This window comes from Streptomyces sp. CB02923, from assembly GCF_001905005.1.
Taxonomy (GTDB): domain Bacteria; phylum Actinomycetota; class Actinomycetes; order Streptomycetales; family Streptomycetaceae; genus Streptomyces.
This window is the reverse complement of the sequence record NZ_LWKZ01000026.1, coordinates 1-25,112: the sequence shown is the minus strand read 5'-3', so window position 1 is coordinate 25,112 and position 25,112 is coordinate 1. Positions and strand designations below refer to the sequence as shown.

16 protein-coding genes and 1 pseudogene are annotated in these 25,112 nt (G+C 71.8%); 11 read left to right on the top strand and 6 right to left on the bottom strand.

What is annotated here, in order from left to right:
* The first annotated feature begins 248 nt into the window (after window positions 1-248).
* Together A6A06_RS31935 and A6A06_RS31930 are read left to right on the top strand one after the other, a co-directional pair.
* Window positions 249-1,691 (top strand): amidase, encoded by a 1,443-nt coding sequence (locus A6A06_RS31935; protein WP_073766127.1) that lies wholly within the window; start codon window positions 249-251, stop codon window positions 1,689-1,691.
* A gap of 308 nt (window positions 1,692-1,999) precedes the next feature.
* Window positions 2,000-2,614, top strand: a complete 615-nt coding sequence (locus tag A6A06_RS31930; RefSeq protein WP_242441060.1) for a GAF and ANTAR domain-containing protein — start codon at window positions 2,000-2,002, stop codon at window positions 2,612-2,614.
* A gap of 65 nt (window positions 2,615-2,679) precedes the next feature.
* Here the strand turns inward: A6A06_RS31930 and A6A06_RS31925 are convergent, their stop codons facing one another.
* Window positions 2,680-3,180 carry a hypothetical protein gene (locus A6A06_RS31925; protein ID WP_073766123.1) on the bottom strand — a complete coding sequence of 167 codons (501 nt, stop codon included), beginning with the start codon at window positions 3,178-3,180 and terminating at the stop codon, window positions 2,680-2,682.
* Window positions 3,181-3,190: 10 nt separating this feature from the next.
* Window positions 3,191-7,111 carry a polymorphic toxin-type HINT domain-containing protein gene (locus A6A06_RS43620; protein ID WP_073766121.1) on the bottom strand — a complete coding sequence of 1,307 codons (3,921 nt, stop codon included), beginning with the start codon at window positions 7,109-7,111 and terminating at the stop codon, window positions 3,191-3,193.
* Window positions 7,112-7,515: 404 nt separating this feature from the next.
* On the opposite strand from A6A06_RS43620, the gene A6A06_RS31915 reads away from it, so the two are divergent.
* The 6 genes from A6A06_RS31915 (at window position 7,516) to A6A06_RS31885 (ending at window position 15,645) form a co-directional block, all read left to right on the top strand.
* On the top strand, window positions 7,516-8,022 hold the full coding sequence (locus tag A6A06_RS31915) for a hypothetical protein (protein ID WP_073766119.1): 507 nt from the start codon (window positions 7,516-7,518) through the stop codon (window positions 8,020-8,022).
* Window positions 8,023-8,076: 54 nt separating this feature from the next.
* Window positions 8,077-9,675 (top strand): S1 family peptidase, encoded by a 1,599-nt coding sequence (locus A6A06_RS31910; protein WP_073766117.1) that lies wholly within the window; start codon window positions 8,077-8,079, stop codon window positions 9,673-9,675.
* A 364-nt stretch (window positions 9,676-10,039) separates the two neighbouring features.
* Window positions 10,040-11,926 (top strand): lytic transglycosylase domain-containing protein, encoded by a 1,887-nt coding sequence (locus A6A06_RS31905; RefSeq protein WP_079194490.1) that lies wholly within the window; start codon window positions 10,040-10,042, stop codon window positions 11,924-11,926.
* 64 nt (window positions 11,927-11,990) lie between these two features.
* Window positions 11,991-13,856, top strand: coding sequence for a trypsin-like peptidase domain-containing protein (locus A6A06_RS31900; protein WP_199931315.1), 1,866 nt, complete (start codon window positions 11,991-11,993; stop codon window positions 13,854-13,856).
* Window positions 13,857-14,120: 264 nt separating this feature from the next.
* The gene (locus tag A6A06_RS31890; protein WP_073766111.1) at window positions 14,121-14,480 is read left to right on the top strand and encodes a 3-oxoacyl-[acyl-carrier-protein] synthase III C-terminal domain-containing protein; all 360 of its coding nucleotides are present in this window, start codon (window positions 14,121-14,123) and stop codon (window positions 14,478-14,480) included.
* Window positions 14,481-14,790: 310 nt separating this feature from the next.
* The gene (locus A6A06_RS31885) at window positions 14,791-15,645 is read left to right on the top strand and encodes a chaplin (RefSeq protein WP_073766109.1); all 855 of its coding nucleotides are present in this window, start codon (window positions 14,791-14,793) and stop codon (window positions 15,643-15,645) included.
* Window positions 15,646-15,876: 231 nt separating this feature from the next.
* Here the strand turns inward: A6A06_RS31885 and A6A06_RS31880 are convergent, their stop codons facing one another.
* From A6A06_RS31880 to A6A06_RS31870, 3 genes are all read right to left on the bottom strand, one after another.
* Window positions 15,877-16,275, bottom strand: coding sequence for an STAS domain-containing protein (locus A6A06_RS31880; protein WP_242441059.1), 399 nt, complete (start codon window positions 16,273-16,275; stop codon window positions 15,877-15,879).
* Window positions 16,276-16,525: 250 nt separating this feature from the next.
* Window positions 16,526-17,194 carry an SGNH/GDSL hydrolase family protein gene (locus A6A06_RS31875; protein WP_073766107.1) on the bottom strand — a complete coding sequence of 223 codons (669 nt, stop codon included), beginning with the start codon at window positions 17,192-17,194 and terminating at the stop codon, window positions 16,526-16,528.
* Window positions 17,195-17,365: 171 nt separating this feature from the next.
* Window positions 17,366-18,886, bottom strand: a complete 1,521-nt coding sequence (locus A6A06_RS31870) for an FAD-dependent oxidoreductase (protein ID WP_073766105.1) — start codon at window positions 18,884-18,886, stop codon at window positions 17,366-17,368.
* 146 nt (window positions 18,887-19,032) lie between these two features.
* On the opposite strand from A6A06_RS31870, the gene A6A06_RS31865 reads away from it, so the two are divergent.
* From A6A06_RS31865 to A6A06_RS31855, 3 genes are all read left to right on the top strand, one after another.
* On the top strand, window positions 19,033-22,296 hold the full coding sequence (locus A6A06_RS31865; protein ID WP_073766103.1) for a BTAD domain-containing putative transcriptional regulator: 3,264 nt from the start codon (window positions 19,033-19,035) through the stop codon (window positions 22,294-22,296).
* Between the two features lie 209 nt (window positions 22,297-22,505).
* The gene (locus tag A6A06_RS42295) at window positions 22,506-23,324 is read left to right on the top strand and encodes a hypothetical protein (RefSeq protein WP_199931313.1); all 819 of its coding nucleotides are present in this window, start codon (window positions 22,506-22,508) and stop codon (window positions 23,322-23,324) included.
* A gap of 58 nt (window positions 23,325-23,382) precedes the next feature.
* The gene (locus A6A06_RS31855; RefSeq protein WP_073767098.1) at window positions 23,383-24,081 is read left to right on the top strand and encodes an alpha/beta fold hydrolase; all 699 of its coding nucleotides are present in this window, start codon (window positions 23,383-23,385) and stop codon (window positions 24,079-24,081) included.
* Window positions 24,082-24,132: 51 nt separating this feature from the next.
* Here A6A06_RS31855 and A6A06_RS31850 read toward each other — a convergent pair.
* Window positions 24,133-25,007, bottom strand: a pseudogene (locus A6A06_RS31850) (IS5 family transposase).
* Between the last annotated feature and the right edge of the window lie 105 nt (window positions 25,008-25,112).

The following is a 25,112-nucleotide window of genomic DNA, read 5'->3' as shown; positions in this document are numbered from 1 at the left end:
GTCCCCTTGTGTAGGGAATTGTCCGGACGGAAGTATATCGGCCGATTTCGAATGAATGTGCGGTGGGGTGAGGGGGTGGGTGAGTCTTCGGCCGCCTTGCGCCGTGAAGGTCCGTAGCGGTAGTGGGTCTCGTGCGGGCTGCTCCCCAACAGGCGCTCTGCGCAGGGGAAGTGGTCCCGTATTGCCGTGATGGTGCGCCGGTGGCGGACGTTCCCGGTGTTGCTACCGTGACGCGCGAGGAGGTGACGATGGACGAGATCGAGCTCCATCGACTGGACGCGACGGGACTGGCTGAGCTGATCGGCACCCGGCAGGTGTCCGCCACTGAGGTGGCGCACGCACATCTGGACCGGATCGAGGCCGTCAACCCGAAGGTCAACGCCATGGTGACGGTGCTCGCCGACCAGGTGCTCGCCGGGGCGGAAGCGGCGGACCGGGCCGTGGCGGCCGGAACGGCCCTCGGCCCGTTCCACGGCGTGCCCTTCACGGTCAAGGACTCGCTGGACGTGTCCGGTGCGGTGACCACCCGCGGCTCGACGCTGTTCAAGGACCGGATCGCGGACGCCGACGCGACCACGGTCGCGCGGCTCCGGGCCGCCGGGGCGATCCCCCTGGCCAAGACGAACCTGCCGGAGTTCTCCTACTGGACCGAGACGGACAACCCGCTCGTCGGCAGGTCCCGCAACCCCTGGGACGTCGAGCGCACCCCGGGCGGTTCGAGCGGCGGCGAGTCCGCCGCGATTGCCGCGGGGATGTCCCCGCTCGGGCTGGGCAGCGACGTCGCCATCTCGGTACGGGGCCCGGCCCACGACACGGGTATCGTCGCGCTGAAGGCGACCCGGGGCCGGATACCCGTCACCGGACACTGGCCGGAGGTGCCCCGCCGGTACTGGCACGTGGGTCCGATGGCCCGCAGCGTGCGGGACATCGCGGCTGCTTTCGCGGTTCTCGCCGGGCCCGACGGTGTCGACGGGTACGTACGGCACGCGCCGCCGTTCCTGCTCCCGCCCCCGGCTGCGGCCGGAGAGCCGGGACAGCTCGCCGGACTGCGGGTGGGCTGGGCGAGCGCCCCCGCATTCGGCCCGGTGGACAGCGAAGTGACGGCCACCGTGGAGGCCGCGGCCGACGCGTTGCGGGAACTGGGCTGCGTCGTCGAACCCGCCGCTCCGGCCGGCCTGGAGAGCATCGACGGGACGGCGCTGAGCGCGGTGCTGTACGCCGGTGAGATCGTGCCGTACTTCCGCCAGGCCGCGGCCGGGCGTGAATCCGAGCTGCACACCGTTCTCCGGCGGACGCTCGCCGCGCCCGAGGTGGCGGCGGCCGATCATGTCGCGGCGCAGCAGCAGGTCGAACGGCTGAGTTCGCTGTTCGCCGGATACTTCGAGCGCTACGACGCACTGCTGTGCCCCGTATGCCCCATCCCTGCTCCGCCGCACGGCAGGAAGGAGTTCGAGGCAGGCGGCGTGACCGTCCCGGCGCGCGGCATCATGCGGGCGACCGTTCCCTTCAACCTCACCGGACTGCCCGCGCTGGCCCTGCCGTTCGGCATCACGGGTGACAACCTGCCGGTCGGCGTACAGCTGGTCTCCCGCTGGTACCACGAGGCGACCATCCTGCGGCTGGGCAGCGCTCTCGAAGCGGTCAGTCCGGTACGGGGCCGGGGCCCTGACCTGACCGGTTCCCAACCGTAGGGGCCGCGAGCATGCAGGCGGCTCCTCGTGGGAGTGCCGGGCACCTGCAGGCCGTTCCCCGTGATCCCCGTGAGGGCGCCGGGCAACCGCTGCCCACCGTAAGTCCCGTATCGACTCGTGTTGACATCGACTCGTGTTGACTCCGCCCTGACAAGGGCACTCGTCCGACAGGAACCGACGATTCCCGGAGGGAGACCGTGACACCGTTCGGTCACAGGACGGCACGCCTGGTGCGCGCAGCGGCCCGCGAACGCGACGATGCCCGCCTTCCGCAACGGCTGTGCAGAGCGATCTGCCAGGGTCTGCCCGTGGACGACGTGTCCTTGTGCCTGGCCACCGCCTCGGCCGACCGCCAGCTCCTCGCGGCGACCGGTCCGGCCGCGCTACGCCTGGAAGAGGTGCAGTACGAGACGGGGGAGGGGCCCGGCCCCGAAGCTGCCGCCACCGGCCGGGCCGTGCTCTACCCGGACGTACGGGCGCATCCCATGCCGTATCCGTTCTTCGCTCCCCGCCTGCACGAGGAACTCGACCACGCCGGCGCCGTCTGCGCCTTCCCCCTCAACCTCGGGCCGCACACGCTCGCCACGGCCGACTGCCTGTGCTACGAGCCGCTGCGCCTGGACGACGACTCGCTCACCGGCGCGACACAGGCACTGGAGGAGGCGGCTGTCGTCATCGCCGACCGGTGCCTGCCCTACTTCGCCGCGGACGCTCCCTTGCCCTGGCGTCCGGCCCGGATCATCGACGACCACTGGGGCACCACCTACCGTGCGGTCGGGGTTCTGGCCGGCCTTTTGAGCATCCCGGTCAGCGAGGCCCTGGCGCGCCTGCGGGCCTGCGCCTTCACCACCGGCCGCCCCCTTCCGGCGCTCGCCCGCGAGGTCCTGAAACTCCGTCGCGAGCAACCGCGTGACGAAAACTGAGGCGAAAGTGCGAAAGTGCCCCGCCGGAGAGATTCCGGCGGGGCACTTTCTGTGAGGTCATGCTGTTACGCGATGAATTCCGGTTTCAGCCAGAGGGAGTGCAGGCGCTCGGCGATCCGGCCCGCGACGACCCCGTCGGCGATCTGCGTCAGATCGTCGTCCGGAGACTCGTCCGCGGCGGTGCGGACCCACCCGCTGTCCGGATCGAACCAGGTGGGCCAGGCATCCAGCCAGGACATGCCCGGATCGAGGGCACGTGCCTCACCGGCCGTGAACCCGCCTTCCTGCGGGGCGACGGTCAGCCGTCCCGGCCCGGCGTCCGGCGGGGTGAGGGGCGACGTCTGCCACTTCTGCCTGGGGTGCAGCCCCCAGACGAACAGGAGCTGCCGTGTCGCCACGCCGACCTCGATCTGGAGCGTCCCGATGGAGAGGCTGGCCACCCCGTCGGGTCCGACGCGTCCGGTCATGTCCGTGCGGTCCGCGACGGCGTACCGGAAGCTGTACTCGGATTCCGAGTACAGCAACCGCCCGGCCAGTGCGGTGCCGCTCTTCTGAAGCAGAATCAACGCTGTTTCCCTAGTTACCCTTGTAGAGGAAGTGCAGGATCGTGTTGGTCGAGGTGTCGATGACCAGCTCCCACTTCCCCAGCTTGCCACCGTGCGCCCCGGGAACTTCCCAGGCCACCGCGTTGGGCGCACCGCGGGGGTCCGCCATGGGCTTGCCGGCGGCCATGATCTCCTGAGCCGTGAGCCGCGGCGCGTTCATGTACGAGCGGGACATGCGCATGTTGCTGCCCCACTCCCGCAGATGGCCGGCGACCGTGCCGGTCATCTTGATGTTGGGCAGGTCGATCTTCGCGGCCAGTTCGCACAGCTCACCCGTGTTGTGTACCAGGACCGAGGCCCCGCCCGCACGGACGTAGTACGAGTGCAGATCGCGCACGGTGAGGTTGAAGACCTCGGAGGACGCCGTCCACTGGCGGGTCGCGGTGACCCGCACCCAGGTGCCGGCGGACGTGCGCAGCAGCGCCCCCGGCTTGACCTCGCCGGCCTTCGTCCAGGCCTTGAGGTCCTGGGTCCACACCGGGTGGCCGGCGGTCGCCGTGACGGTGCCGAAGGCGTCGCCCGCGTCGCCGTCGGTGTCGACGGTGAGCGTGGTCAGGTGCTTCAGGCCGCTGCCGGTGATGACGTTCTCGACCGGTTGCGCCTCGGTCCTGCCGGTCACGGGGTCGGTGGCCAGAACCCGCTCACCGACCGTGACGGCCCGGATGGGCTTGGTGGAGCCGTCCGCCATGACCACGGGCGTTTCCGGGGTGAAGCTGTTGCAGCCCCGTACGCCACCGAACCTGGGCTTCTTGCCGCTGAACTTGGTCTTGAGGAACTTCCAGAGCTTCTTGCCCCCCTTGGCGGCCTTGGCGCCGTTGGCGAAACCGCCGCCCGGGGCGATGCCGACGCAGGACGCGGCCGCGTCGATGGCTTCGCCCTCCGCGCCGTACCACACGCAGTTGCCCGCGTTCGCCGCGTTGGCCACGAAGGGGATGTTGGTGCTGCCGACGCCGTCGAGGAACAGGTGCAGGCCGTCCTGCCAGCCGAAGCCGTCCTCCTCGTCGCCGGCTTCGTCCTTCGCCTCCTCCTGCATCTTCTGGAACGCGGCCCTGGCCTTGCGGGCCGCCTCCTCGCGGCGACGGGCTTCCTCTTCCCGCTGCTTCTTGAGCGCGATCTCCTTGGCGTCCTTGGAAGCCTTGTCGGCCGCTTCGGAGTCCTTGCCTGCCTGGACGGCGGAGGACCGGGCGTTGTCGGCGGCGGTCCAGGCCTCGTCGGCGGACGACCGGGCCCAGGCTGCGGAGGCTTCGGCGCGGGCCGCCGAGGCTTCGGCCTTGCGCGCCGCGGCGTGTGCGCTCGCCTCGGCCTCACGGGCCTGCTTGGCGGATTCGGCTGCCTTACGGGCGGAGGCCTCGGCGCTCTCGGCGGACTTCTTGGCCTGGTCGGCGTACTTCTGGGCCTCGGCAGCGGACGCCTGGGCCTGCTTCTTGTACTGCTCGGCCCGGTCCGCGGCCTTACGGGCCCGTGCGGCCTGCTCACCCGCGAGGTGGGCGTTCTGCTGGGCGGTGGCCGCGACGGCGGCGGCCCCGGCGATCAGGCGCTCGATCTGGGCGCTGTGCGTGGCCGCGAGATCGTCCTTGCGGCGGGCCATGTACTGGCCGGCCTCGACGAAGGTGTGCAGCAGCTGCGGCGGGCCGGCCAGCGCGATCTTCGCGGCGGCCTTGGTCTCCGGGCCACCGGCGCTGATCAACTGCAGGGCGGTGACCCGCTCGTCGGCGTTCCTGGCGGTGTACTGGCCCTGGTCGATGAAGGTCCGCAGCTTCTCGGGCGAACCGTCGTTCAGTGCCGCCTTGGCGGCCTCCTTGACCTGGGTGCCGCCGGTGCTGTTGATCTGCAGCGCCCTGACCCGGTACTCGCTGTTCGCGGCCTGGTGCTGGCCGGTGCCCAAGAAGGCGCCGATGGCCTCGGTGCCGCCGGTCAGTGCCTTCTCGGCGGCCTGCCGAACCCCTTCCGAGACGCCTTCGTCGGCCAGCCGCTCGACCCGGGCGTAGTCGTCCTGCGCGGCGGCTTCCTGCCGGCCGTTGCGCACGTAGGCGACCACGGCCTGGTTCTCACCCGCCAGGGCGGCCTCGGCCGTCGCCTGGCTCCACGGTCCGCGGGTCTTGAGGGCGCGCAACGCGACCTTACGGCCCTTGGCGGCGACCTCGTCCGTGGCGGCGCCGGGGGCCGCGGCCTCCGTGGCCAGCTTGTCGGCCTCGGCGTTCAGCGCCTGGAACTCCTTGGCGTCGGCGGCGTCCTCGGCCTTGCGGAGGTCGTCCTCCTCCTTGAGGTCCTTGGCCTTCTCGACGGCTTCCGCGGTGCGGATGGCCAGGTCCTCGGCCTCCGCCTCGCGGGCCAGCTGATGGGTGGTGTCGGCCTGCTTGACCGCGTCGGTGGCGGCTTCGGCGGCCGTTCTGGCGGCCTTGGCGTGCGCTTCGGCCTGGTCGGCGGCCTTGTCGGCTTCGACAGCGTGCTCGGCGGCTTCCTTGGCGGCAGCGGCTGCCCGCTCGGCGTGGTCGGCTGCCTTGTTGGCGGCGTCGCGTGCCCGGTAGGCGGCGGCAGCGGAGCGCTGGGCCAGGGCGGAGGCGGCGTTGGCGGCGCGGGTGGCCTCAGCGGCGTGCCGACGGGCCTGTCCGGCGGCGGCGCGTGCCTCGCCGGAGGCGACTCCGGCGGCGTCGGCGTAGCCGCTGGCCTGGGTGGCCGCGGTCGCGGCGGCGTCGGCGTTGGCGCCGGCGCTCAGGGCGGCCGAGGCGGCCTTGCCCGCCTCGGTCGCGGCCACGCCCGCCTGTTCGGCGGCCTTGGCCGCCTTCTTGGCGCCCTTGGCGGCGTCGCGGGCGGTCTCGGCGGCCTTGCGGGCCGCGCTCGCCTTGGAGGCGTCGGCGGCCGCGCCGGCGGCGGCGCTGTTGGCCTGCGCGGCGGCGTTGGCCGCTCCGGCCGCGGCGGCCGCGGCGCGGGAGGCGGCGTTGGCGGCGACCCGGGCCGAGGAGTTGGCACGGGCGGCGGCGCTGATGGCCTGCTGGGCGGCGCGGGCCGCGCCGCGGGCGGCCTCGGCGGCCTCGTTGGCCGCGGTCGCCGCCTCGATGCTGTTCTTCTTGGCCGCCGCGCTCTCCTGGGCCGCCTTCTTGGCGGCCTGCCGGGCCTGCTCGGAGGCCCTTACCGCGCGGTCGGAGGCCTCTTTGGCGGCGTCGGTCTCGCGCTTGGCGCGGACTCCGGCCAGCCGGGCCTGCTCGGCCAACTGCTCGATGCTCGCCCGCTCCTGGTCGCGGGCGTCGGCCACGTCCTGGCCGACGTCGAGGAACTCCTTGATGTCGTCGGCGGAGCCGGACAGGGCGACTTTGGCAGCTTCCTTGGTGGCCGGGCCGCCGGTGCTCAGGACCTGCAGGACCCGGATGCGGTCGTCGGCCCGCTCGGCGGTGGTGCGTCCGCCGTTGACGAATGCCGAGACGTCCTCGGGGGTGCCGTTGAGGGCGGCCTTGCCGGCCTCCTGGACGTTGTTGCCGCCGTTGCTGATGGCCTGCAGGGCCTGCACCCGCTGGTCGGCCGCCAGCGGCTTCTCCCAGCCGTCCTTGACGAAGGCTGCCAGCTCTTCACGGGTGCCGCTCAGCGCCTTCTCGGCCGCCGCCTGGACGTTGGCACCGCCCAGCGAATGGATCTGGAGCCCCTCCAGCCGGTCGTCCTGAGCCTGGGCGCGTATCTGCACATCCGTCAGGAACCGCTGTACGTCGTCGTCGGAGCCGAGCAGCGCGGCTTCGGCCGCCGCCTTGACCCCGGGCCCGCCGGACTTCCAGAACTCGACGACCCGGCCGCGGTCGGTGCCCGGGACCGCGTCCGGTCCGTCGGTGCCGTCCGCGAGGGCGGGCGTGGTCGAAAGGGAACCGGCCACGAGCGCCAGTGGAACGGCGCCCAGAATCGCCACGCGCGACGCGTGCGACCACTTTCTTTTCGCCTTCAAGAAGAAGGCTCGTTGTTTCACCGAGTGTGCCTCTCTTGCTTGTTGCGCCTACCAGGGTGCGGTAGGGGCGCGGTGAGCATAACCGTCCCGGAGGGTTTGGATATCCCCATCGGGGAAGGGGGACCAGTACGGCTGCGGAGGCCTGGCTTGAAACTGTCGCCCAGGAATCGCTGTGCTCGCGGACGCTCGAAGGCGGGCGAGGTTGTACGGACCGGGGAACTGTTTCCTTGTCGTTATGCGACGGGCTGTCACATTTCCGCCCCAGGACTGCTGGTGATAGATTCCGTCCCGGCCTTTATGGGGCCCTTATGCGCGGCCTTATGCCGTCGACTCATGCCTCCTGGAAGGAACTTGCGTTGATACTTCGCATGCGTGGAAAGCGGGCCGCCGGCGTCATCGCCGTTGCCGCCGCTGTCGCCGGGGTCTGTGGACTCGCCGCTGCCCAGGCCGCTCCGCAGCCCGCTGGCGCGGCCGGTGACACCCCGCCCTCCGCGGTCGAAGACTTCGCCTACCCCGGCGCAGAAACGATTCTGCGAGAGAAGGGTGTTCAGCTCGTCAAGGGCGACGGGCACATCCTCCTGACCGAGTGCGCGGCCAAGGACTGGAAGATCAAGGTCGAGGCCAACAAGAAATTCGACACGGTCGAATACTGCTTCAAGGTGACGGCGAAGAAGGGCAACCTCACGCTGCAGGTCCCCGACGTCACCGGCATCTGGACCGAGAACCAGGTCGTGCGCGCCAAGCTCACCTCGGACGGCAAGACCAAGACCGTCGAAACGCCCGGTGGCGCCAACCAGGTCACCCCGGTGGGTGTGGCCGACGTCGGCTCCGGCGGCAAGCCCGCCGTCCTGATCGAGCTCAGCGTCAACGACTGACGAGGCTGTGGCTCTTAACTGCCTCAGCACCACGGGGAATTGAGAAAAAGGAATATGTACAGCAGACGTGCCCGCGCCGGATGGCTCGCGGGAATTCTCACCACCACCGTCGCGGCCGGCGCCCTGACCACCGCCACCGCCCACGCCGTCGCGGGTACTCCCGTGGCCTCCGGTGGTTACGCGTTCACCGCCAAGCTGGACATCGGTGCGGGCAAGCGGAGTTGTTCCGGCGCACTGGTCGACAAGCAGTGGGTGCTCACCGCCGCGAGCTGCTTCGCCGACGACCCGGCCCAGGGCGCGCAGCCCGCCGAGGGCAAGCCCAAGTGGCCGACGACGGCCACCATCGGCCGTACCGACCTGTCCGGTACGGGCGGCAGCGTGGTCGAGATCGCCGAACTCGTGCCGTACCAGGGCCGGGACGTGGTGATGGCCAAGCTGGCCAAGCCGGTCACCGGCGTCACTCCGGTGGCGATCGGCACCACGGCCCCGGTGGCCGGTGAGCCGCTGCAGGTCACCGGCTTCGGCCGGACGAAGACCGAGTGGGTGCCCGGCAAGCTGCACGCGGGCGCCTTCACGGTCGGCACGGTCCAGGACGGGAAGCTGGGCATCACCGGCAAGGACGCGGCGGTGTGCAAGGGCGACACCGGCGGCCCGGCGCTGCGCGAGACGGGCGGCCGACCGGAGCTGGTCGCGGTCAACAGCACCTCCTGGCAGGGCGGTTGCCTGGGCGTGGACGAGACCCGCACCGACGCCGTGGACGCCCGCGTGGACGACCTGGGCGACTGGGTGAGCAAGGTCCGCTACCGCAGCGTCTTCCCGGACGCGCCGTGGGGCAAGGCCACCCACTTCGCGTCGGGCTACTTCACCGGCGGTTCGGCCGGTGGCACCCGGCACATGGACCTGATCGTGCGCTGGAACGACGCCGAGATGACCCTCTACCAGGGCGGGGACGACAAGGACGCCAAGCACCCCTTCGTCGCCGAATACCGGCTGGCGGCCCCGAACACACCGGCCAAGAAGAGCACCTGGGAGTACGCCCGGCAGATCACCGGCGCCGGCTTCGGCAACGGTTCGGACGGCCTCGTGGTGCGCTGGGTCGACGGCGAGGTGACGCAGTACACCCACGTGGACAAGAACGGTTTCCACGGGGAGAAGACGCTCGCCCCGGCCAAGAACACGACATGGCCGAAGGCCACGCAGATCAGCGCCGGCCGGTACACGGCCAACGCACAGCGCGACGACCTGCTCGTGGTGTGGGACGACGGCCGGGTCACCCTGCACCCCGACCTGGACACCAACGGCGTCAAGCCGGCCAGCCAGAAGGTGCTGGCCAAGGCCAACGGCACGTGGACGCACGCCACGCAGATCAGCGCGGGCGAGTTCACCGGCAAGAAGACCGCGGACCTGCTGGTGCGCTGGTCCGACGGTGAAGCCACCATCTACCAGGGCATCGACACCGCGGGCCTGCACGGCGAGATCCAGCTCCGCCCGGCGAAGTCGCCCTGGAAGAACGCGACCGTGGTCGACACCGGTGCCTTCGTCGCCAACGACCGGCCCAACGACGTCATCGTGCGCTGGTCCGACGCGGCGCTCAGCATCTACCCGGGCGTGGACGCCCAGGGAACCCACGGCGAGGTCCAACTCGTCGGCTGAGGCGCGCACCGCACCGCGGCCTGGTCGGCCGTCACACCAGACGGCCGGCCAGGCTTTCCGCCAAGAAGTCCGCCGGGCCTTTCGCCGGAGCTTCCATCGGACCTTCCGTCGGACTTACCGCCGGGTCGTCCTCAAGACTTCCCTCAGGCCGTCCGCCGGGCCGTCCTCAAGACTTTCTACAGGCCGTCCGCTGGGCTTTCCGTCGAGACTTCCGCCAGGGCCGCGGCCGTATCGTCCGCTCTCCGAGCCCTGAGCTTCGTACCGGCCCTCCTCGTGCCTCTTCTGCGCCGGTACGCCTCCACGAGCCGGCGTCCCTGACGCCGCGCCATTCTCACTTCTCCGTACGCCAAGGACCCGTCCGCCCGTGAACCCGTTCCCCACCCTGCCCGCACTGGTCGCGCGCCGGGTGCGCCAGAGCCTGTGCGCCTGCGCGCTGGCCGCCAGCCTGAGCGCTGCCGCATCGCTCAGCCCCCTGCAGGTCGCCGGCCCGTCGCGCGCCGACGCCCGCCAGGCCGACGCCGGTACCGACAGCCCGCAGTCCCGGCACCGCGGCGTCCCCGCGCTGGACCTGCCCAACCTCCTGAGGGAGGGCAACGATCCGAAGGCCCCGGCCGGTGACGGTGCCGAGACGGCCGGCTCCGTGGGTATCCCCGCCACCGCCCTGGCCGCCTACCGCAGGGCCGAGCAGACGCTGCGCGGCAGCCAGCCGTTGTGCCATCTGCCGTGGCAGCTGGTCGCGGGGATCGGGCGGGTGGAGTCCGTACACGCCTCCGGCTACGGGCTGCACACCGACGGTACGACGGCGCGGCCGATCCGCGGACCGCGTCTGGACGGCGTGCAGTTCGCCCTGATCCGGGACACCGACGGGGGCCGGTGGGACGGCGACGCCGCTTTCGACCGTGCGGTCGGTCCGATGCAGTTCATCCCCTCGACGTGGGGGAGCTGGGGTGCCGACGGCAACGGTGACGGCGTCAAGGACCCCAACAACATCTTCGACGCGGCCCTGGGCACCGCCCGTTACCTGTGCGCGGGGGAACGCGATCTGAGCCGCTCCGCCGACCTCGACAAGGCCATCCTCAGCTACAACAACTCCCGCGCGTACGTGAACGCCGTACGGAAGTGGATGGACACCTACCGCGGCACCAGGATCACCGAAGTTCCGGACGACGCCCCCGCCACGCCCCACCACCCCGACCCGGCCGCCGGGCCCACTCCGCGCCCCCCGGCGCACCGTCCCGCCCGGCCCGGCCAGTTGGCGCGGCCGGACAGGGATCGGACGACGCCGTCCCGGATGGCCGATGTCTCTGACACATCCGGCGGCGCCACAGGTGGCACCACGCCGTCCCGCCCGTCCAACAAGCCCGCCCCTGGCCCCGGCCCCGGGCCTGGTCCGGCCCCCGATCCGGTCCCGGTTGCGGATCATCACACCGTCGTACGGCTGGAACGCCTCGGCGACCCGCGCCTGGAGGCCGAAGCGGGAGCGGCCGTCGGCCGGCAGCCGCAGGTCCGGGCCGTCGACGCCCATGGCCACCCCGTGCCCGGCGCCGAGGTCACGTTCCGTGGCGCCGAGGTGCGTTTCCCGGAGGGGGCCACCACCGCGACGGTGACGGCGGACCGCGACGGCATCGCCACCGCGCCCGCACTGCGGGCCGGCGACCGCCCCGGCCGCTTCACCCTCACCGCTACGGCGTCCGGCACGACGGTGTCCGGCGACCGCAGCCCGGCTGCCGACTTCACCGTCACCGTCCGGCCCGCTTCCTACCTGCTGGAACTGTGGGACCAGGACCGGAAGCACCCGCCCGTGCCGCTGCGGGCCGACCCGGACAGCCTCCTGTCCGAGCTCCCGTTCCTACGGATCACCCGGCACGGCCACGCCGCCGCCGGCCTGCGGATCGCCGCGTCCGTGCTCACCGCCGGGGAGGACGGGAAGCCGGTGCCCGGCGAGGTACCGGGTGAGGTATCGGGCGGGGTATCCGGCGAGGACGGGAAGCCGGAGTCCGACCTGGACGGGAAGCCGGAGCCCGGTCCGGACGGGCCGTCCTTCCAGGACGGTCACGGCCGGCCGGTGCGCTCCCTCCTCCTGGCCCCCGCGGACGCCGAAGGCCGGCTCACTCTGCCGCCGCTGCGGACCGGCCCGCACCCGGGCTCGTACATCCTGCGCCTGACCACCCCGTCCGGGGACGTCCTGGACGTCCCGCTGACCGTCACCGGGCCCGTCACCCGGCCCGTGACCGGGCCGCGGGTGTCCTGAAACCGCATTCGCACTCCCTCAGCCGGAATGCCGGCCGAGTCCGCTTCTTCGCAAAGAGCACTTCATGAGACGCATATTCTGGACGCGCGCCACCACCTTGGGCGTGGCGTCGATCACCCTCGCCGTTCCCGCGGTCTCCGCTGCGGCTGCCTCCGGCGCCACCCCGCCACCCCCGTACCGCTCTGCCGCCGTTTCCACGGCGGCGCCGACCGCGACCCCGCCGGGCGAGGTGACTCCTGAGCAGGTGCGCAAGGCACGGGAGGTGGCGCGCTACTGGACGCCGGAACGTATCCGCAGCGCGGTGCCGGTGGAGACGGCCGAGGAGGGGGCGAAGAGCGAGGGCGGCACGCAGGCTCCCGGCGTGCGGCGCAAGCGGTCGGCGGAGCCGACCCATCAGGTGGCCGAGGGCATCGCCACGGTAGGGGTGTTCCTGCTGCGCGGCAGCGACGGGGCCGCCACCTCCAACCAGTTCTGCACCGCCAGCATCGTCGCCTCCGAGTCCAAGAGCATGGTGGTCACCGCGGCGCACTGCCTCAAGGGCAACACCTCGCTGCGCTCCGCGGCCTTCGTGCCCGGTTACCGCGCCGGGGCCACGAAGGCGGGCCAGGCCGGCGAAGCGCCGTACGGCATCTTCCCCCTGCTGGACGGCAAGGTCTGGATCGACCACCGTTACCAGCAGGCCCCGGCCGACGACGACGTGGACTTCGCTTTCCTGCGCGTGGGTGCCAATGCCCAGGGGCAGCTGCTGGAGGACGCTGCCGGGCCGGGCAACACCCTCACACCCGTCGACTCCACCCGCCTGGCCCGCGGGAGTGTGACGGCCATCGGCTACCCCGGCGGTCAGAAGACGCCGCTGCAGTGCACCAACGACACCCGCGCCTACGCGGGCCGCTTCATGGAAATCCAGTGTGACGGCTACCGGTCGGGCGTCAGCGGCGGTCCGTTCCTTGAGGACTTCGACGGCCGGCGCGGCAATCTCGTAGGCGTCATCGGCGGCTACAAGACCGGCGGCCTGTACGACCACACCTCCTACACCTCCCAGTTCGACGACGACGCCGTCTGGCTCTACCGCCAGGCCGCCGCCGACCTCCCGCTGGACGGCAAGTCCACCATGGGCGGCGCCGGCACCTGGAAGCACGCCCGCGCCATGACCACCGGCAGTTTCCACAGCGCGTCGGTACGCAAGGGCACCAGCGACCTGATCGTGCGCTGGTCGGACGGCGAGGTCTCCCTCTACCCTGGCAACGGCGCCTACGGTTTCGCCAAGGACGTCCAGCTGGCCAAGGACCCGGAGTGGACCAAGGCGGCGGTCATGACCGCCGGCGACTTCACCGGCGACGGCACCAGTGACCTCCTGGTGCGCTGGACCAACGGCAAGGTCACCCTCTACAAGGACGTCAACGAGACCAACAAGCTCAAGAACGCCGTCCAGCTCAAGGCGCCCAACTCCACCTGGACCAAGGCCGCCGGGATGGCAGCGGGCCGCTTCGGAGGCGGCACCACCCGCCGCGACGACGTCGTGGTCCGGTGGGACAACGGCCTGGTCACCCTCTTCACCGACGTCGACGCCAACGGCTTCCACACCGAAAGCCGCCTGGCCGCCCCCAACACCACCTGGCCCCACGCCCGGGACCTGGCCGCCACGGACCTCGACCCGGCCACCGGCGACCAGGGTCTGTTCGTGCGCTGGTCCGACGGCGAAGTCACCAACTACAACGGCGTCGGCCCCAAGGGCTTGACCGCCGAACACCGGCTGCTTCCCGCGAAGTCGTCCTGGAACACCGTCAGCCTCGCCGCGGTCGGCGCGTTCGGCGGCGACACCCGCAACGACGACGTGGTCGTCCTGTGGCCCGACGGCCACCTCACCCTGAACAGCGACACGACCACGTCGTCCCTCGCTCGCGAACGGACCCTCGTCCCCGCCTCCTGAGCGGCTCGATCGGTCTGAGCGGTCTGAGCGGTCTGAGCGGTCTGAGCGGTCTGAGCGGTCTGAGCGGTCTGAGCGGTCTGAGCGGTCTGAGCGGTCTGAGCGGTCTGATCGGCCGGATCGGCCGGAGCGGCCCGATCGGCTGGAAGTTCCGATTGCTGCCGGGGCATACGGCCCGCCCCGGCAGCAATCGGGCTGCCAACTCTCCACGACGCGTGTTACGTTCCCGGCTTTGCCGCCGCAGCCCCGGGCAGGTCGATCGCGGACGTGCAGGGGCTGGCCTCCGCCATCGTGGCCGGGCAACGGGCGGTGGAGGAGGCGGTGGTGGGGGAGGCGGGCGTCCGGCTCCAGGACGTCGCCCGGTTCGTGTATCCGGTCGTCGGGCGGTCGGTGGTCGACTGGGACGCGGTCGAGCGGGATTTCGGCTTCGCCCTCGCGCAGACGACGTGGGAGTACGGGCGTGAAGTCGGCCACCTGGGCGCCGGCGACCAGATAGCCGGACTCGCCCACCTGCTGGAGACCAAGGCCGTCGGCCCGGGCGACAAGCTCGTGCTGTCCGGTCTCGGACAGGGGTTCACCTTCGGCTGCGCGGTCCTGGAGATCGTGGCCGAACCGCAGTGGTCGTGACCGTACGGGGCGCCACATCGGCAGGGAATCCCGTGTGGTGTTCGGGTGACGGGTGAACCGTTTGGCCACGGGGGCGCGGGGAAAGTCGAGCGTTTCCTTCGGGCGGGTCACTCGTTTGGTCCGATACGACGCGCTCAGCACCGCTGACGGTCTCCGCTGCGGCTGACCAACGGGGCTGATCGAGCGGGTGTTCGCCGTTCGGGCGACGCCACCCGGCTCGGGGTGCTGAGCGGTATCCCCTTCGGGATGCGGGTATCCGGCCGATGCCGGGTGCCCGGTTCGTCATCTTCGGAAAGATGAAGGACCACACGTGCAACACATCGTGAAGAGAAGCGTACTGATCGCCGCGACGGCGACCGGAATGCTGGCCGGCGGTGCGGCAGGCGCTCACGCCGACGCCGGTGCGCGCGGTACCTCCGCCGGGTCCCCGGGCGTGCTCGCGGGCAACCTGCTCCAGGTCCCCGCGCACGTGCCGGTGAACGTCTGCGGCAACACCGTCGACGTCATCGGCCTGCTCAACCCCGCCTTCGGCAACCAATGCGTCAATCCGGGCGGGCAGCACCACCCGGGCGGGCAGCACCCCCCGTCCGGCCAGCGGCCCTCCGGCCACAAGCCTCCCGGTCACCAGCCTCCCGGTCACCAGCCTCCAGGCCACAAGCCGCCTGGTCACCAGCCCCCGGGGCACGAGCCCTCCGGCCACAAGCCGCCCGGTGATCACCAGCCCCCCGGCCACCGGCCTCCGGGGCACAAGCCCCCAGGCCACAAGCCGCCGGGCCACCACCAGCCTCCCGGTCACCAGCCCCCGGGCCACCAGCCTCCCGCCCACGAAGCCCCCGGTACTGCTCACGGCCCGGGCAGCGGCCACCAGCCGCCCACCGATCCCCGGCTGCCGGGTCACCGGCCCCCGGCCGAGGTCGGAGGCGCGGTGGACTCCCGGCCGCTGCCCGCTACGTACCACCGGACCGCGTCGTCCGCTGTGACCGCGGCCGGTGGGGCGGGACGCGAGGTCGCGCGGGCCGCCCAGCCGCCCACGGTGCCGACGCTCGCGCAGACGGGAAGCGATCACGCAGGTGCCGCGGCTGCCACGAGCGCCGCGCTCCTGCTCGGCGGGGCGGTGCTCATCCGGCGCAGCCGCACCGCGCGCAGCCGCGCCACGCGCACCTGACGTCCTGCCTCATCCCCTTCACCAATCAGTGCGGCGGCTCCCGGTCCCGGACCGGGAGCCGCCACAGGGCAGGGGCGCCGGATCCGCCCTGGCACGGCCCGTACTGCGTCTGCCGGTTCGGTCGGTTCGGTCGGATCGTTCGGGGAAGACCTTCACGGCAGGTCAACGACCGCGTCCCGTAGTGGGCAACGCGTACCACGACACCCTTCACACGACCGGCACCGAGCGTCCTCAGCAGCCGTGCACCACCGACGAGTCGGTGAAGAGCGCGCCCCGTACGGAAGCCAGATTCGTCCGGTGCCAGGTGCGGCCGTCCTGGGCCAGTGCACGGACCGCAGCGGCACTGCCCGCGTAGGCGGGAAGAAGAGAGCCGGTCGCGGTGCGCAGGATGAGCTTGCGCACGGCAGGGTGCGGGCCGGCCAGGAGCATCTCCCCGCCGACCGAATGCAGCCGCATCGCCTTGCGGACCAGGATCGCCAGGGCGTCGATGGTCAACCGGTGGACCGCCGACACATCGACGATCACGGTGGGCACCGTGGCGCGACGGCGGATCATGGCGGCAAGGCATTCCACCGCGTCCCAGGAGCCGTCCGGGAGCAGGAGCAGGTGATACTGGGCAGGTCGGATCAAAGGATCGGGGCCTTCCGTGCGCAGGGCTGGACTTGACGCCTCGGACCCCAGGAGCGCGCGGCCCCGACGGCTCAACGCGCATACCGTGCCCATGGCATACCCCACGCCCACCCGCGCCACCCTGCTCCGCCAAGACGAGATCTCCTACGCCCGCAGCGGAGCGGCGTGCCGACCGGCGAAGCTCCTCTCGGCCACCGTCACCGGCCACCGTTCATCGCTCACCGGTGCCGTGGGCCACCGCAGGATCCGATCACGCGACCAGGCGCAACCAGGCCGCCGCGAGCGCGGCGTGACCGGCCGGGGTCGGGTGTACGCCGTCCTCGGACCAGTGTTCCGGTCCGGCCGACGCCGAGAGTTCGGCGAACATGTCGTCGGCGGGGAGCAGATGGGCACCGTACCGGTCGGCGAGTTCCCGCACGGCCTGGATCTTCGGGTCCAGGTCGGCGCGCCATTCCTTGCGCTCCTTCTCTCCGATGAGCACGGTGCCGACCCCGGCCTCGACGACGCCGCGGATCGGCAGGATGAACGGTTCGATGAGGATCAGCTCCGTGCCCGTCTCGGCGAGGGGCGCGAGCAGACGGTCGTAACCCGCTCGGAACTCCTCCACGGGAATCACGTACCCCGCAGGGTCCAGCGTGTGCCAGCCCATGTCGTTGATTCCGACGAGGACCGACACCACGTCCGGGCGCGCGTCGAGCACGTCCGCCTGCCACCGGGCTTCGAGGTCCATCACCTTGTGACCACCGATCCCGGTGTTGAGCCAGGTCACGGGCCGGTCCGGGTGCCGGAAGCCCCACTCGCCCGCAATGTGCAGCGGGTAGCCGAATCCGAGGCCGTCCTCGCTCCGCAACCGCTGGCTGTCGGTGATCGAATCGCCGGTGAACATCGCAGTGGTTCCCGGGCGGAGAGTGATCGTCATGTGTGCTCCTTGAAGTGTGGGTCGGGTAAGGAACGTTGGTCGGGGAGGAAACGTTGGTCGGGAAAGAGTTACGGGTGGGGGAATGAGAAGGCCCACCAGGGAACAGAGCGGTTTTGCCGGGGAGCGAGGAACGAGGACCAGGAAAGACCCACCAGGAAACCGAGCGGCGGCTCAGACTCCCGCGGTGCCGAACCACTGGTCGGCGGCCCGCTCGAACGCCTGCCGGTCGACGTCGCGGTCGCCTGCCCAGACGACGATGCCGTCCGGCCGTACGAGCACGGCGCCCAGTCCGAGGTCGTTCTTCGCCGGCCCGGCCGCGTAACGCAGGCGGCTCCGCCGGCCCGTCGCCGCCTCGCGCAGGCCGCGATCGGTGCTGAAATCGAGCGCGACGCCGCGCCCGTCCTGCAACAGCTCGCCGAGGCGGGTGCCGTCTTCGAGACGGAGGTCCGGGGCGTTGCGGCCGATCAGCGGCTGCTCGCTGCCGAGGTCGTAGCGGATCGACGTGCCCGACACCTTCTCGAACACGTGGGTCGTTCCGTCACGTGTCCCGAGCAGGTCGCGCAGCACTCCTTGGAGCGCCTGGCCATGTGGGCCCGGCGTCATCACCGCGGCCTGGGCGCGCGTCCAGTCGAGCACCCGTGCGCCGATCGGATGCCGCTCGCGGGTGTAGGTGTCGAGAAGCCCGTCCGGCGCGTCCCCGTGCACGGTCGCCGCGAGCTTCCACCCCAGGTTCATGGCGTCGCCGATGCCGAGGTTGAGGCCCTGTCCGCCGAGGGGGGAGTGGATGTGCGCGGCGTCGCCCGCGAGCAGGACGCGTCCGCGCCGGTAGGCCGTCGCCTGCATCGTCCGGTCGGTGAAGGTCGAGACGCGATGGACGTGACGTAACGTCACTTCGGTGCCGGACACGCGGCGCAGCACCGCCTGGAGATGGCCGGACGTCGGCTGCTGCGAGCGGTCGAACGCACCGCCGTCGAAGTCCATCATGCCGATGTGCCCCTCGGCGGGCATCCGGATGTACATGCCCGTCGGCGTCAGGTTGATCCCGGGGCTCAGCTTGCCGGGGCCGGCGACGGTGGCGAGCATGACGTAGCCGGTGAAGAGCGGTTCGGTGCCGACGAACGCGAAGCCCGCGAGCCCGCGTACCGCGCTGCGCCCGCCGTCGCAGCCGACGAGCCAGCGCGCCGGGTATTCGTGCTCGCCGTCGTGCGCGACCACGCTCTCGTCGTCCTGTACGACGGCGGAGACCGTGACGCCGCGCCTGATCTCCACGCCCAGCTCGGCAGCCCGCTCGGACAGCACCGTCTCGACCGCTTCGAGGTTCGTCAGTACGCCGTCCATCGCCGGGCCGGGGAGCCGGAACGGCAGGGCGGCCAGGTCGACTTTGACCGGATCGAGCACCATGCCGGCGAAGTGGCCCACGTCACGAGGGGGTGACGGCTCGTCCGCGTCGGGGGCGGGGCCGGGACCATCGTGGACGCCCGACGCCGTGAGCAGCGGGTGCAGCATCCCGCGGCGGTAGAACGCCTCGACCGACCCGGCGGACAGGCCCCGCATGCCGAGCGGGTCCGCCCGCCAGGGGGAGCCGGGCTCCGGCTCCCGTTCGAGTACGAGGACGGAGCAGCCCGCGAGGCCGAGTTCGCAGGCAAGGAACAGACCGACCGGGCCGGCGCCCACGATCACGACGTCATGCATGAGATCTCCCTTTCAGAAGCCGGTTCTCGGCGACACGCCAACTTTGCCGCGGCCCGCTCACACGGCGCGCACACGGCGTTGACACGACGGCACGCGGGCACCGCTCTGATGTGAGGACCCGGCCGTGCGCGTGCGAGGATCAGCTGATGGACGGGGGATCGCGGCTTCGTGTCACACTGCTCGGCGCCTTTCGGGTGTCTCGTGGCGACACCGCCCTGCCCGTGCCCGGCTCCCGATTACAGGCTCTGGTCGTACGGCTGGCCCTCGCCGCCGGGCACGCCGTCGAGGGAAGCGGCCTCATCGACGCGATCTGGGCCGAGGACCCGCCGGCCGACCCGGCCCACGCCTTGCAGGCCCTCGTCTCGCGGCTGCGCCGGGCCCTCGGCTCGGCCGGCGATGTCGCGCGGCTCGCGGGCGGCTACCGGCTGGCCGTGGACGTGGCCGACGTGGACGCGCTGCGGTTCGAGCAGCTCGCCGCGGACGGCCGTGAGCGCCTGCGCGCCGACGACCCGCACACCGCGGCGGCCGTGCTCGGCGAGGCCATGGCGCTGTGGGGCGGCAGCCCCGGCGCCGAGCCCACGGCCGTCGCCGCGGTGACGCCCGCCGTCGCGACCCGGCTGGCCCACGCCTCGACCGAGGCCGTCGCCGACCTCGCCGCCGCCGAACTGGCGCTGGGGCGCGCCGACACGGCCGCCGCCCGTCTGGCCGCACTGCTCGCCGAACACCCCGTCCACGAGCGCGCCGCCGCGCTGCTCATGGACGCACTCGCCGCCCAAGGGCGCCAGGCCGATGCCCTCGCCCTGTACGAGCAGGTCCGCGAGAGCCTGGCCGACATCCTCGGCGCCGACCCGGGCGCCGCCCTAAGCGAACGCCACCTGCGTCTGCTGCGCGCCGAGCAGCCCGCCCCCGGTACCGCGCAGGTAGGACCGAGCAATCTGCCCGCGCCGCTTACCAGTTTCATCGGCCGCGACGACGACCTCGCCCGGATCGGCACGCTGCTCGCCTCCGGACGCCTGGTGACGGTGCTCGGTCCCGGCGGCGCCGGCAAGACACGCCTGGCGGTCGAGGCCGCCCGCCGCCACAGGCACGAGTACCGCGACGGCGTGTGGATGATCGACCTGGCCTCCGTCACCGAGCCCGCCAAGGTCGGGGCGGCGCTGCTGGCCGCGATCGGGCTGCGCGGCTCGGCACTGTTCGAGGCCTCGGCCAAGCTGCGCGGCGACCCGGTCGGCGAGCTGGACGTGCTGGCTGACCAACTGGACGGCCGGGAGAACCTGCTCCTGGTGGACAACTGCGAGCACCTGATCGACGCCGTGGCACACCTGATCGCGGCGCTGCTGGCCCGCTGTGCCGCGCTGCGGGTGCTGGCCACGAGCCGGGAGCCACTGGCGGTCGACGGCGAAGCGCTGGTCCCGCTCGGCCCGCTCGCGCTGCCCGCCCCGCACGAAGAGGCCGAGCAGGCCCGCCGTACGGCGTCGGTGCGCCTGTTCACCGAGCGGGCGGCGGCTGTACGGCCCGGATTCGACGTCGACGAGCACAACGTAAGCGAGGTGCTGCGCGTCGTCCGTGGCCTGGACGGCATACCGCTCGCACTCGAACTGGCCGCGGCCCGCCTGCGCACGCTCTCCCTGGGCGGCCTGGCCGCCGGATTGTCCGACCGGTTCCGCCTGCTCACCACCGGCAGCCGGACCGCCTTCCCCCGGCATCGCACGCTGCGCGCGGTCATCGCGTGGAGCTGGGACCTGCTCGGCCCGGACACCCGCGCGGTCGCGGAGCGCGTCGCGGTCCTGCCCGGCGGCGTCACACCGGCTTCGGCCGCCGCGGTCTGTGCCGGTACCGCGGTGCCGCTCGCCGACGTCCCGGAACTGCTCGCGGGACTGGCCGACCGTTCGTTGCTGCAGCTCGCGCCGGACACCGGCCGGTACCGGATGCTGGAGACCATCCGCGAGTACGGCCTGGAGCGGCTGGCCGAGCAGGGCACCCTGAGCAGCGTGCGGGACCTGGCCGCCCGTTACTTCGCCGAGTTGGTCGCCCACCACGACCCACTGCTGCGCGGCCCCGGGCAGCTCGACGCACTCCACACGCTGCACACCGAGTACGACAACGTGCTCGCCGTCCTGCGCCACCTCTGCGCCACCGAGGACACCACCGGCGCGATCACGCTCGCGTTGAATCTGGTCTGGTACTGGCAGATGCTCGGCCGGCACCCCGACGCGGCCTACTGGCTCGGTGAGGTGGTCGCGCTGCCGACCGGACGGCCGAGCCCGGAACGCGACGTCGCCGAGGGGCTGCTGGTGCTCAACACCGTCGCCACCCAGGGGGCGTCGGCCAACGACTGGATCAAGGAGCGGCGCGAGGAACTGCGGGCGCTCGCCGGCCGGCTGCTGAGCAGTCCGGAGCTGCCGGGCCTCCGCGGCGCGCTGACCGCGGTCGGGCTGGCCACCCTGGCGGAGGCCGAGGTGCCGACGACGGTCCTCCAGCAGCTGGTCGACGGGCCCGACGTGTGGCTGGCCGGAATGGCCCGCATGTTCCGGGCCCAGTTCGCCGAGAACGACGGCCGGTTCGCCGGGGTCCGCAGCGACGTGCGCGCCGCGCTGGAGTGCTTCACCCGGGCGGGCGACCGCTGGGGCCTGGCCAAGGCGCTGCCGCTGCACGCGCTGGTCCGGCAGTACGACGGCGATCTCGACGGCGCACTGGCCGACCTGAACCAGGCCAAACGGCTCGCCCGCGAGTTCGGCTCGCTCAGCCTCAGAGACGAGATCTTCGTCGACCTGCGTCTGATCGATCTGTACGTGCGGCTCGACGAGACCGCACGGGCGGCCGAGATGACCGCCAGGGCCCGCGAGCGCGCGCTGCGCTCGGCGTTGCCCGAGACGGCGATTCTGCTCGACGCGCGGGAAGCCGCTCTGTGGCTGCGGACCGGCGATCTGGTCCGGGCGCGCGAGCTGGTCGAGTCGGTCGAGGCCGGACTGTCCGAGCAGGTCCTGTTCGACGGCCACCAGGGGCAGGCACTGGTCGGCGTGGTACGGGGCACGCTCTGTCTCGGACTCGGCGACGGGCCGGGAGCCGAAGAGGTGCTGGGCGGGGCGTACGTGGCGGCAGTCGACAGCAGGGACATGCCGATCGTGGCGACGGTGGCGGTGACCGTGGCGGGCCTCGCCGCGCTGTACGGACACCACCGCGAAGCCGCAGTCCTGCTCGGCGCGGCGGCCCGGCTGCGCGGCGCCCACGACCCCACCGATCCGCAGGTCCGCACGCTGAGCAGCCGCAGCCGGGCCGCACTCGGCGACGAGCGCTTCGCCGAGGCGTACGAGACCGGCTGGCAGCTGGACGTCCCGGCGGCCCTGACCCGAACCGATCCGGCGCGGCTGCGCTGCGCGGCGCCGCCCGCGTCACCTCCCGCGCCGTAGCGGCACCCGGACACGGCGGGCGTGAGCCCGCGGCGCGAGCGGGACGAGGACCACCGGCGGGCCGGACCTCGAAGGAGAAGACCCGGCACGCAGGGCCGGAGCACGCACTTCCCGTCGGCCGACGGGAAGTCGGCTGCCCCCGCGGGAGTACGCCGACAGCCTTCCGCCGGTGGACGCGGGCAGCGCCGTACCGGCCGATGCTCGTGGCCATGAAGAATTCACCCCACGCGTTCCCACAGCCCCGCACCGGCGCTCCGCGCCCTGTCGCCCAGCCCCCGCCGCCCTTACGCTCGCTCTCGCCGGCCACTGCCGGGGCGATCGGTGGCCAGTTGCTGGCGGGTGCGGGCCTCGTGCTGCAGTGGATCGGCGAGCCGGCCCGGTTCCCCGGGTTTCCGCCCGGCCTCGTCTACATCGCTGCGGCTGCGGCGATCGTATGGCTGGACCGGCGGTCACCCTGGTCGCCGGTGGCGGCTGTGGTGCTCTCCCTGTGGATCGTGGGCGGCGGGCTGGCCGGAGGAAATCTGACCGCCAACCTCGCCAGTGACACCACCCTGATGGTCGCGGGCAACGCCGTCATGCTGCTGGGTCTCGGTACCTCGACCGTAGCCGGTGCACTCGCCATCCGGCACAACCTCCGTCAACGGACCGCACCCCTCGTCAAGCCGCTCAGCGCGGAGAATCCGCGCCGCCCCGCGGTATGGATCGTCATCGCGGGACTGCTGGCGGACGCCATCGGCGACGCCGCACCCGAAGGCTTGCGCTGGGACGGCCCCGGGCCGGCCATGTTCGCCGCGCTCGCCGTCCTCGTCGCGCTGGTCCCCGGCCGGGCCATACCGCTCCTGTGCATCCCGCTGAGCGGCGCCTTCATCCTCGGTGTGTTCATCAACCCCGAGCCCCTCGCCGTTCTGACGAACCCGGGCGCCGATGCACTCGGCTTCGGCGGCATCGTGCTGCAACTGGCCGGGCTGACCACCGCAATGGTCGCGAGCGGAGTAGCGGCCATTCCCGGCGCACGCCGTAATCCCTAGGGCCTGTATCGAAAGTATTTCCGGAGCGGTTGTCGTGTCGCTCCGCTACGGTGCGGCCATGGCGAACTTCGTGCTGGTTGCAGGTGCGCGGCTCGGATCGTGGGCGTGGGACGAGGTGGTGCCGTATCTGGGTGCGGCTGGCCACGGCGTCCACCCTCTGACGCTGTCCGGCCTCGCCGAGAAGCATGGCATGCCGGCGGGGCAGAAGACCCACGTCCAGGACATCGTTGACGAGGTCGAGCGCCAGGGTCTGCGTGACGTCATCCTGGTAGGTCACAGCTACTCGGGCATCCCAGTCGGTCAGGCCGCCGGGCAGATCGGCAACCGGCTGGCCCGCGTGGTCTTCGTCGACGCCAGTGTTCCGGCCGATGGCGAACCGTTCGTCTCCGCCTGGCCGGACGGCGGGGCGATGGTGAGGGCATCGATCGCCGAGAACGGAGGATTCTGGCCGGTCGCGCCCGCAGCCCACTACCAGGGCCACGGTCTCACCGATGAGCAGATCGCACGGATCGTGGCCGGTTCGACGCCGCACCCGGGCGCCACACTGACCGAACCCGCCGCGCTGGAACGGCCACTCGGCGATCTCCCGGCGACGTACATCAAGTGCACGCTCGGTGACCCCGAGCCGAGCGACGACGTGGCCAAGCTGCTGACCAGCGAGTACTGGCGGCTGATCGAGATGGACACTGGCCACTGGCCGATGCTCTCTCAGCCAAGCGAACTGGCGCAGATCCTCCTCGCCGCAGCTGGGGAGTGACCGCAGTTCCATGCTTGCGGACTCCTTGTCAGCGTGCATCACGTGCGCTGGTCACAGCCACTCGTTGATGGCCGCGATGAGGACGGTCGCCTCGTAGCGGACCGCAAGCTTGTCGTATCTCGTGGCCACGGCACGGTGCCTTTTGAGGCGATTCATGCTGCACTCGACCGCGTGCCGGGCCTTGTAGTCCTCCGCGTCGAACTTGGGCGGCCGGCCGCCGCGGAAACCGAGCTTCTTGCGGTTACGAGCCTGGTCGGCCTTGTCCGGGATGGTGCAGCGGATACCACGTCGGCGCAGGTAGGCACGGTTCTTGCGGGAGGTGTACGCCTTATCTGCACGGACCCGGTCGAGCCGGGTGCGCGGACGTCCGGAACCCAGGCGGGCAACGCGGACCTTCTTCAGGACGGGCTCGAACTGTGGGGAGTCGCCACGCTGTCCGGCAGTGATCACGATGGACATGGGCTTCTGGCCCTGCTCGACCGCCAGGTGCAGCTTGGTGGTCAGGCCGCCGCGCGATCGTCCAAGACCGTGGTCATCCGGCTCGACAGCGACGCCGCCCGGCGGCTCGGCCTGCAGCTCCCCCTTTTCCGCGCCCCAGCGGAGTGCTGGTGCGCCCGGCAGACAGCGGAGTCGATGCTGAGGTCCCAGGTGATGAGCTCCTCGGCGTCGGCCCGGGCCTGCAGTTCGGTGAAGATCCGTTGCCAGGTGCCGTCCCGCTGCCAGCGGCGGAACAGGTCGTACCCCCGGGCCCAGGGCCCTTACCGCTCCGGCACGTCCCGCCACGGGATGCCGGTACGGGTGCGAAACCGTATGCCGTCGATCAGCTGCCGCCTGGTCCATACCGGCGGACGCCCCGGTCTCTTGCCCCTCGGCAACAGCGGCTCCAGGCGAGCCCACTGCGTATCGGTCAGGTCTCCACGTGCCACAGAACAAGATCATCCCATCTGAAGATCCACTTCCGATACACGCCCTAGGTGTGCCGTCCCGGCATGTTGGTGACGGGACAGCGCACCTAGGCGCTGTTTCTCGGA